Here is a 6,899-nt window from a genome sequence, read left to right as displayed (position 1 = left end):
CCGAGCGCGCCACCATCGTCGAGGCTCTGCGCAAGCACGGCGGCCGCGTGACGGAGGCGGCGCGAGCGCTGAAGCTCAGTCGCGCCACGCTGTATCGGAAGATCAAGCTGCTGAAGATTGCGACGGCATCGTAGGGCGAGACGGGTGAGAGCTCTTTATCTCCGCGAGCGCGAATTGTAGGGTGGGCAAAGGCGCATTGCGCCGTGCCCACCATCTCCAACCGAATGCCGCAGTGCGTGGGCACGCTTCGCTTTGCCCACCCTACGAGACTTGTTTCGATAGGCGGAGAGAGACCCCTTATCCGACAAGGGAGAAGGGAAGAAGTCCCTCACGAAAAATCCGTCCAGCTCAGATGCCGCGCGTCGAGGTCGCCGATCGTCACGCCCTCGCGCATCTCGCGTGGCGTGTGGAAATTGCTGCGCAGGTACACCAGCGGCGTGGCCGCGGCGGAATGCGAGGCGCCGCGGACCTCGCCCACGAAAATCGAATGGGTCGTCGTTTCGAACTCTTTCGCCAGCGTGCAGTCGAAAGCGGCGACCGCATCGGTCAGGAGCGGTGCGCCCGTCACGCCCCGCCTCCATTGCCCGAAGGCAAAGCGATCGTCGCCGTTGACGCCCTTCTGGCCGCTGAAGGTGAGCGCGAGCACCGCGTGGTCCTCATGCAGGAAGTTGATGGCAAACGCGCCTTCCTCGCGGATGCGCCCGTGCGCACTGGCGTTGCGGTTGACGCAGACGATCAGCGAGGGCGGCGAGTCGGACAGTGAGCAGGCCGAGGTCACCGTCAGGCCGGTGCGCTTGCCGTGCTCGGCGCCGACCGTCACCAGCGCCACAGCGCCTGCGCATTGGCGCATCGCCTGCTTGAAATCCTTCGCGTCGACCGTCACGCAGAAATCTCCAGAATGAATGCGGGTGCAGCACGATTGCGCCGCACCCGCATTCGGTCAAGCCGCCTTCTTGGCGGAGCCGAGATGCGCAAGGCGCGGCATCACCTCGTTCTTGAGCAGCGCGAGCGAGTGATGCCAGGCTTCCGGCTTGTGCTTGTAGTCGAAGCCGAACACGCAGAGCACGCCGAAGCCGCCGACCTCGTCGTAGATTTTCTCGATCTTCTCGGCGACCGTCGCGGGCGAGCCGACGATCCAGTTCCGCTTGGCGCAATATTCGACCGTCACATCGCTATCGGGCACGTCCGGCGCGTGCTTCAAATAGTCCTTGAAGCCGAAGTGACCGAGCAGCGGCAGGAAGTACTCGCTCATCATGCGCCCCATCATGTCGCCGGTCGAGAGCTTCCAGGCTTCCTCGTCCGTATCGGCGACGAAGACCTCGCGGACCAGGCGCCAGTCCTGCCGGTTCGGCTTGCGCCCGGTCTTGGCGGCGCCGATCTCGACCGAATCCCAGTGGCTGGAGACATAGGCCGGATTGAGGTTGAGGCTCATCGGAATGAAGCCGCGCTCGCCGGCGAGCTTCAGCGTGTCCGAGTTCTTGGAGAGACCGGCGACGCCGATCGGCGGATGCGGAGCCTGCAGCGGCTTGATGTGGGGCTTGAGGAAGTCGAACATCGTGTCGGGCTTCGTCACCGTCCAGAACTTGCCCTTGTGGGTGAAGGGCGCCGGTTCGGTCCATAGCTTGAGAATGATCTCAAGCGCCTCGCGGGTCATGTCGCGGTTCTGTCCGCTCATGCCGTCGACGTTGAACATCGCCCAGTCGCTCGGCAGCCCTGAAGCCGCGACGCCGAAGTTGAGACGTCCCTCGGAAAGGTGGTCGAGCATCGCGACGCGGTTGGCGAGTTCGGCCGGATGGTGATAGGGCAGCAGGAAGCCGCCCGGCCCGATGCGCAGCTTCTTGGTCTGCATCAAGGCCTGCGCGATCAAGAGATCCGGGGTGGGATTTGGTTCCCAGGGCGCGGTGTGGTGCTCACCGATCCAGGCCTCCTGGTAGCCGAGCTCGTCGAGCCAGCGCAGGACCTGCAGGTCCCAGTCGTGCCCCTCCTTCAGGCCGCACTCCGGCGGATGCGAGGGCATCGTGAAATAGCCGATCTCCATGGGTTTCCTCTCCACAATTGACGCGTCTTGTGCGCGGTTCACGGATGTGAGTAGGACGGTTTCAGCAAGCGGTGTGCCAGCGAAACGGGCGTCCGTTTCTGAGAGAAAAGGCTGGTTTGCCGCGGCATTAGTCGATATCCCGGGGCAAATTTCCGCATCGCCGTCTCATTGTTGCGAGACGGTGTCTTGTCGGTGAGACGAAAACCGGCGATGAGACGAGGATAACGTCGAGATGACCGAGCCCGCCTATGTCGCGGTGGATTGGGGCACCAGCAGCTTCCGGCTCTGGCTGGTTGATCGCGTCGGCGAGGTGCTGGCCGAGCGCCGCAGCGCCGTGGGCATGCTGGCGGCGGCTGGAAGCGGCTTTCCCGCCGTGCTGCAAGCGCACCTCGCCGCGGTCGAGGCGCCCGATCATCTGCCGGTTCTCGTCTGCGGCATGGCGGGCGCCAGGACTGGCTGGGTCGAGGCCGGCTATGTCGACACGCCGGCGCCGCTTGCGGACGTCCTGAAAAAGGCGGTGCGCGTGCCGGGTGAAGCGCGCGACATTCGCATCCTGCCGGGTATCGCGCAGCGCGATGCAGCGGCCCCGGACGTCATGCGCGGCGAGGAGACGCAGCTGCTCGGCGCGCTCGGCCTCGAGGCCGCCGGCGAGGCGCTGGTCTGCATGCCCGGCACGCATTCGAAATGGGTGCGGATGAAGGACGGTACCGTGGAGCGATTTTCAACCTTCATGACCGGCGAGCTGTTCAGCGTGGTTTCTCGTCAGACGATCCTGTCGCTCGCCGTGGCCGGCGCCGACGAGGCCGAGGATGTCGCAAGCTTCAAGGCGGCGGTGAAGGCCGCATATGACGCGCCGGCCTTCGCCGCCAATCTCCTGTTCACGGCACGCTCGCGCCAGCTGCTGTTCGGCGGCACGCCAACTGCCGCGCGCGAGACGCTGTCGGGCACGTTGATAGGCGCCGAGCTTGCGGCGGGCCTGTCGGGCAACGTGCCGCGAGCCGGTGTGACGCTGATTGCGTCGGGGCGGCTTGCGGCGCTGTACCGGCACGCCTTCGACGCCTTGTCGGTCCTGGTACGGCCGCTCGATGCGGATGAAGCCGTCCGCCGCGGACTGTCCATGGCGGCCGCTGCAATCTGGACGAAGAGGGAATTTTGAGATGAGCGTTGCCTTTCCGTCGATGCAGCGGCCGCTGGTCGCGATCCTGCGCGGCGTCAAGCCGGAGGAAACCGAGGCGATCACCGCCGTCCTGATCGAGGCCGGCATGACCGCGATCGAGATTCCCCTGAACTCGCCCGATCCGTTCCGCTCCATTGCAACCGCCGTGAAGCTGGCGCCATCGGGCGTGCTGATCGGGGCCGGCACGGTGCTGACCACAGCGGATGTCGATCGTCTCGACGATGTCGGCGGCAGGCTGATGGTCTCGCCCAATGTCGACACCGAGGTGCTGGCACGCGCGCATCAGCACGGCATGGTGACGTTGCCCGGCGTGTTCTCCCCGACCGAGGCGCTGCTGGCGGCGCGTGCCGGCGCATCGGGCCTGAAGTTCTTTCCGGCCAGTGTGCTGGGAGCCGCCGGCATCGCCGCGATCCGCGCCGTGCTGCCGGCGGGCGTGATGATCGCCGCCGTCGGCGGCGTCTCCGACCAGAATTTTGCCGAGTACGTCAAGGGCGGGGTCACCGCGTTCGGGCTCGGCTCCAGCCTCTACAAGCCCGGCATGTCGGCTGCCGATGTGGCGGCGCGCGCGAAAGCAACGGTTGCGGCCTACGATCGGGCGATTGCGAAAGGCTGAGACCGTAATAAACTAGCCGTGAACCTGTCATAGCCTATTGTGCCTCATATTGCCGCGATGCTGATGTTGATGCATCGCATATTCTGACTGGCGCAGCAGGAGACCGACATGGCGATCAACAACGTGGCCGATCTGTTCGTGGCAACCCTCGAACAGGCCGGCGTCAAGCGCATCTACGGCATTGTCGGCGACAGCCTGAACGCGCTGACGGAAGCACTGCGCCGCCGCGGCACGATCGAATGGATTCACGTCCGCCATGAGGAGGTCGCGGCGTTCGCGGCCGCCGGCGAAGCCGAGATGACGGGAAGCCTCGCGGTGTGCGCAGGCTCCTGCGGTCCCGGCAATCTGCATCTGATCAACGGCCTGTTCGACGCGCATCGCAGCCGTGTCCCGGTGCTGGCAATCGCGGCGCAGATCCCGTCCGCCGAGATCGGCGGCGGCTATTTCCAGGAGACCCATCCGCAAAATCTGTTCCGTGAATGTAGCCATTATTGCGAGCTGGTTTCGGATGAAAGCCAGCTTCCATTCGTACTGGAGAACGCGATTCGTGCGGCCGTGGGTCTGCGTGGCGTCGCCGTCGTGGCCATGCCCGGCGACGTCGCCTTCCGCAGTCCGCCGAAGCGTGCGCTGTCGACGGCGCGCGGCATCCATGTGGCGGCGCCGAAGGTGGTGCCGCAGGCGGACGAGCTGCAGGCGCTGGCCGATCTCCTCAACGGCGCCGAGCGCGTCACCCTGTTCTGCGGCCGCGGCTGCGCCGGCGCGCATGCGCCCCTGATGCAGCTCGCCGAGACGCTGAAGAGCCCGATCGTGCATGCGCTCGGCGGCAAGGAGCACGTCGAATACGACAATCCCTACGACGTCGGCATGACCGGCTTCATCGGCTTCTCCTCGGGTTACGCCGCCATGCACGCCTGCGATACGCTGGTGATGCTCGGCACCGACTTTCCCTACAAGCAGTTCTTCCCGACCGACGCCAAGATCGTGCAGATCGACATCCGACCCGAGAATCTCGGGCGGCGCTGCAAGATCGATCTCGGCCTGGTCGGCGACGTCAAGCTCAGCATCGAGGCGCTGATGCCGCTGCTCAAGGCGAAGACGCAGCGCAGGCATCTGGACGACGCCGTCGCGCATTACAAGAAGGCGCGCGAAGGGCTGGACTCGCTAGCGAAGGGCACACCTGGCAGCAAGCCGATCCATCCGCAATATCTCGCCAAGGTCATCAGCGACCATGCCTCCGACGACGCGGTCTTCACCGCCGATGTCGGCACGCCGACGGTGTGGGCCGCACGCTATCTCGACATGAACGGCCGCCGCCGCCTGATCGGCTCCTTCGTGCATGGCTCGATGGCCAATGCGATGCCGCAGGCGATCGGGGCGCAAGCGTCGCAGCCCGGCCGCCAAATTATCTCGCTCTCCGGCGATGGTGGCTTCACCATGCTGATGGGCGACCTCATCACGTTGACGCAGGAGAAGCTGCCGGTGAAGGTGGTCGTCTTCAACAACGGCGTGCTGGGCTTCGTCGCGCTGGAGATGAAGGCGGCCGGCTTCGTCGACACCAATGTCGACCTGGAGAACCCGGACTTCGCCGCAATGGCGCGTGCGATGGGTATCTTCGCCAAACGCGTCGAGGATCCCGGCGAGCTCCCCGGCGCGATGAAGGAAATACTGGCGCACAATGGGCCGGCGCTGCTCGACGTCGTCACCGCCAAGCAGGAGCTGTCGATGCCGCCGACCATCACGGCCGAGCAGGTCAAGGGTTTCAGCCTCTGGGTCCTGCGTGCCGTGATGAACGGCCGCGGCGACGAGGTGCTGGACCTCGCGAAGACGAATCTGCTGCCGCGGTAGGAGGTGATGGCATCACGAGTGATGCGATAGCGGCGGTCTGCATATCACATGCGATCGCGCTGGCGGGGAAGCGCTTGGCTATGGTGCTCCCTGGTGAACCTCAATTGCCCCGCTTGACCAGTGGGCATTCGCTGTCGGCCAGCGAGGCGTAGACGTCGCCGCTCGGGACCTTTTCGAGCACGTTGTAGTACTCCCAGGGCGCCTTGACCTCAGACGGATCCTTGACCTGCACGAGGTAGAAGTCGTGCACGAGCTTGCCGTCCTCGCGCAAGGTCGCGCCGCGTGCATAGAAATCGTCGACGGGTGTCGCGCGCATTTTCTCCAGCACCGGATCCGTTGCATCCGTGCCGATGGCGGCGACCGCTTTCAGATAGTGGCTGACGCCGGAATAGACCGCGGCTTGCGGCGCCGTGGGCATGGCGTTGCGAAGCTTGAAGAAGCGCTGGCCGAACGCCCTGCTCTCGTCATCCAGCGCCCAGTACCATGCCGTCAGCGTGGTCAGGCCCTTCGCGATTTTCGGGCCCATGGCATGAACGTCGGTGTCGAACATCAGTTCGGCCACCGGCTTCTGGCTTCCCGTGTTCATGCCGAACTCGTTCCACTGCTTCATCAGGTTGACGAGCTGGTCGCCGGCATTGGCGAAGGCGATCGCCTTCGCGCCCGACGCCTTCGCCTGCAGGATGAACGAGCTGTAGTCCGCGTTGCCGATCGGGTGATACACCGCGCCCAGCGACTTGCCGCCAGCCGCCGCCAGCACGCGCTGCGATTCCAACACCATGTTCTTGCCGAACGCGTAATCGGCCGCGATGAAGAACCAGGTTTCGAAGCCCTGGCTGACCAGGGTGCGGATCGGTCCCGACACCAGATTGTAGGAATCGTGCAACCAAGCCAGACCGGTTCGCGAACACTGCTTGCCCGTCAGCTCGGTGGTCGCCACCGCCGAATAGACCGCGATCTTGTTCTTGTCGCGTGCCAGCGACTGGATCGCCAGCCCCACCGCGGAATTGGACACGTCGGCGACCATGTCGACGCCGTCGACGTCGAACCATTTGCGGACGATGCCGACGCCGATATCGGGCTTGTTCTGGTGGTCGGCGGTCAGAATCTCGACCTTGATCGACGGCGCCAGCTTCTGAAAGTCTTCCGCCGCCATCCTGGCCGCCGCGACGGAGCCCGCTCCCGACAGATCGGACAATGGCCCGGCCTGGTCATTGATGATGCCGATC

General features: G+C 65.1%; 7 protein-coding genes. 4 read left to right on the top strand and 3 right to left on the bottom strand.

Annotated features, from left to right (window positions below; translation table 11 throughout):
• The coding region (locus tag JHD07_RS26760) for a helix-turn-helix domain-containing protein (protein ID WP_291627498.1) at positions 1 to 134 on the top strand (134 nt) is incomplete at its 5' end.
• Positions 135 to 328: 194 nt separating this feature from the next.
• On the opposite strand, the gene JHD07_RS26755 is transcribed toward JHD07_RS26760, so the two are convergent.
• Positions 329 to 883, bottom strand: coding sequence for a flavin reductase family protein (locus JHD07_RS26755; protein ID WP_291627497.1), 555 nt, complete (start codon positions 881 to 883; stop codon positions 329 to 331).
• Between the two features lie 57 nt (positions 884 to 940).
• Positions 941 to 2,038, bottom strand: a complete 1,098-nt coding sequence (locus tag JHD07_RS26750) for an LLM class flavin-dependent oxidoreductase (protein WP_291627495.1) — start codon at positions 2,036 to 2,038, stop codon at positions 941 to 943.
• A 232-nt stretch (positions 2,039 to 2,270) separates the two neighbouring features.
• On the opposite strand from JHD07_RS26750, the gene JHD07_RS26745 reads away from it, so the two are divergent.
• From JHD07_RS26745 to poxB, 3 genes are all read left to right on the top strand, one after another.
• Positions 2,271 to 3,194: a 2-dehydro-3-deoxygalactonokinase gene (locus JHD07_RS26745; RefSeq protein WP_291627493.1), complete on the top strand. Its 924-nt coding sequence runs from the start codon at positions 2,271 to 2,273 to the stop codon at positions 3,192 to 3,194.
• Position 3,195: 1 nt separating this feature from the next.
• Positions 3,196 to 3,828 (top strand): 2-dehydro-3-deoxy-6-phosphogalactonate aldolase, encoded by a 633-nt coding sequence (locus JHD07_RS26740; protein ID WP_291627491.1) that lies wholly within the window; start codon positions 3,196 to 3,198, stop codon positions 3,826 to 3,828.
• 108 nt (positions 3,829 to 3,936) lie between these two features.
• Positions 3,937 to 5,673 (top strand): ubiquinone-dependent pyruvate dehydrogenase, encoded by a 1,737-nt coding sequence (gene poxB, locus JHD07_RS26735; protein WP_291627489.1) that lies wholly within the window; start codon positions 3,937 to 3,939, stop codon positions 5,671 to 5,673.
• A gap of 100 nt (positions 5,674 to 5,773) precedes the next feature.
• On the opposite strand, the gene JHD07_RS26730 is transcribed toward poxB, so the two are convergent.
• Positions 5,774 to 6,899: ABC transporter substrate-binding protein (locus JHD07_RS26730; RefSeq protein ID WP_291627487.1), on the bottom strand; the 1,126-nt coding region annotated here is incomplete at its 5' end.

This window comes from Bradyrhizobium sp. (genome assembly GCF_016462955.1).
Lineage (GTDB): Bacteria > Pseudomonadota > Alphaproteobacteria > Rhizobiales > Xanthobacteraceae > Bradyrhizobium.
The sequence above is the reverse complement of the archived record's forward strand: the minus strand, read 5'-3'. Positions and strand labels throughout refer to the sequence as shown.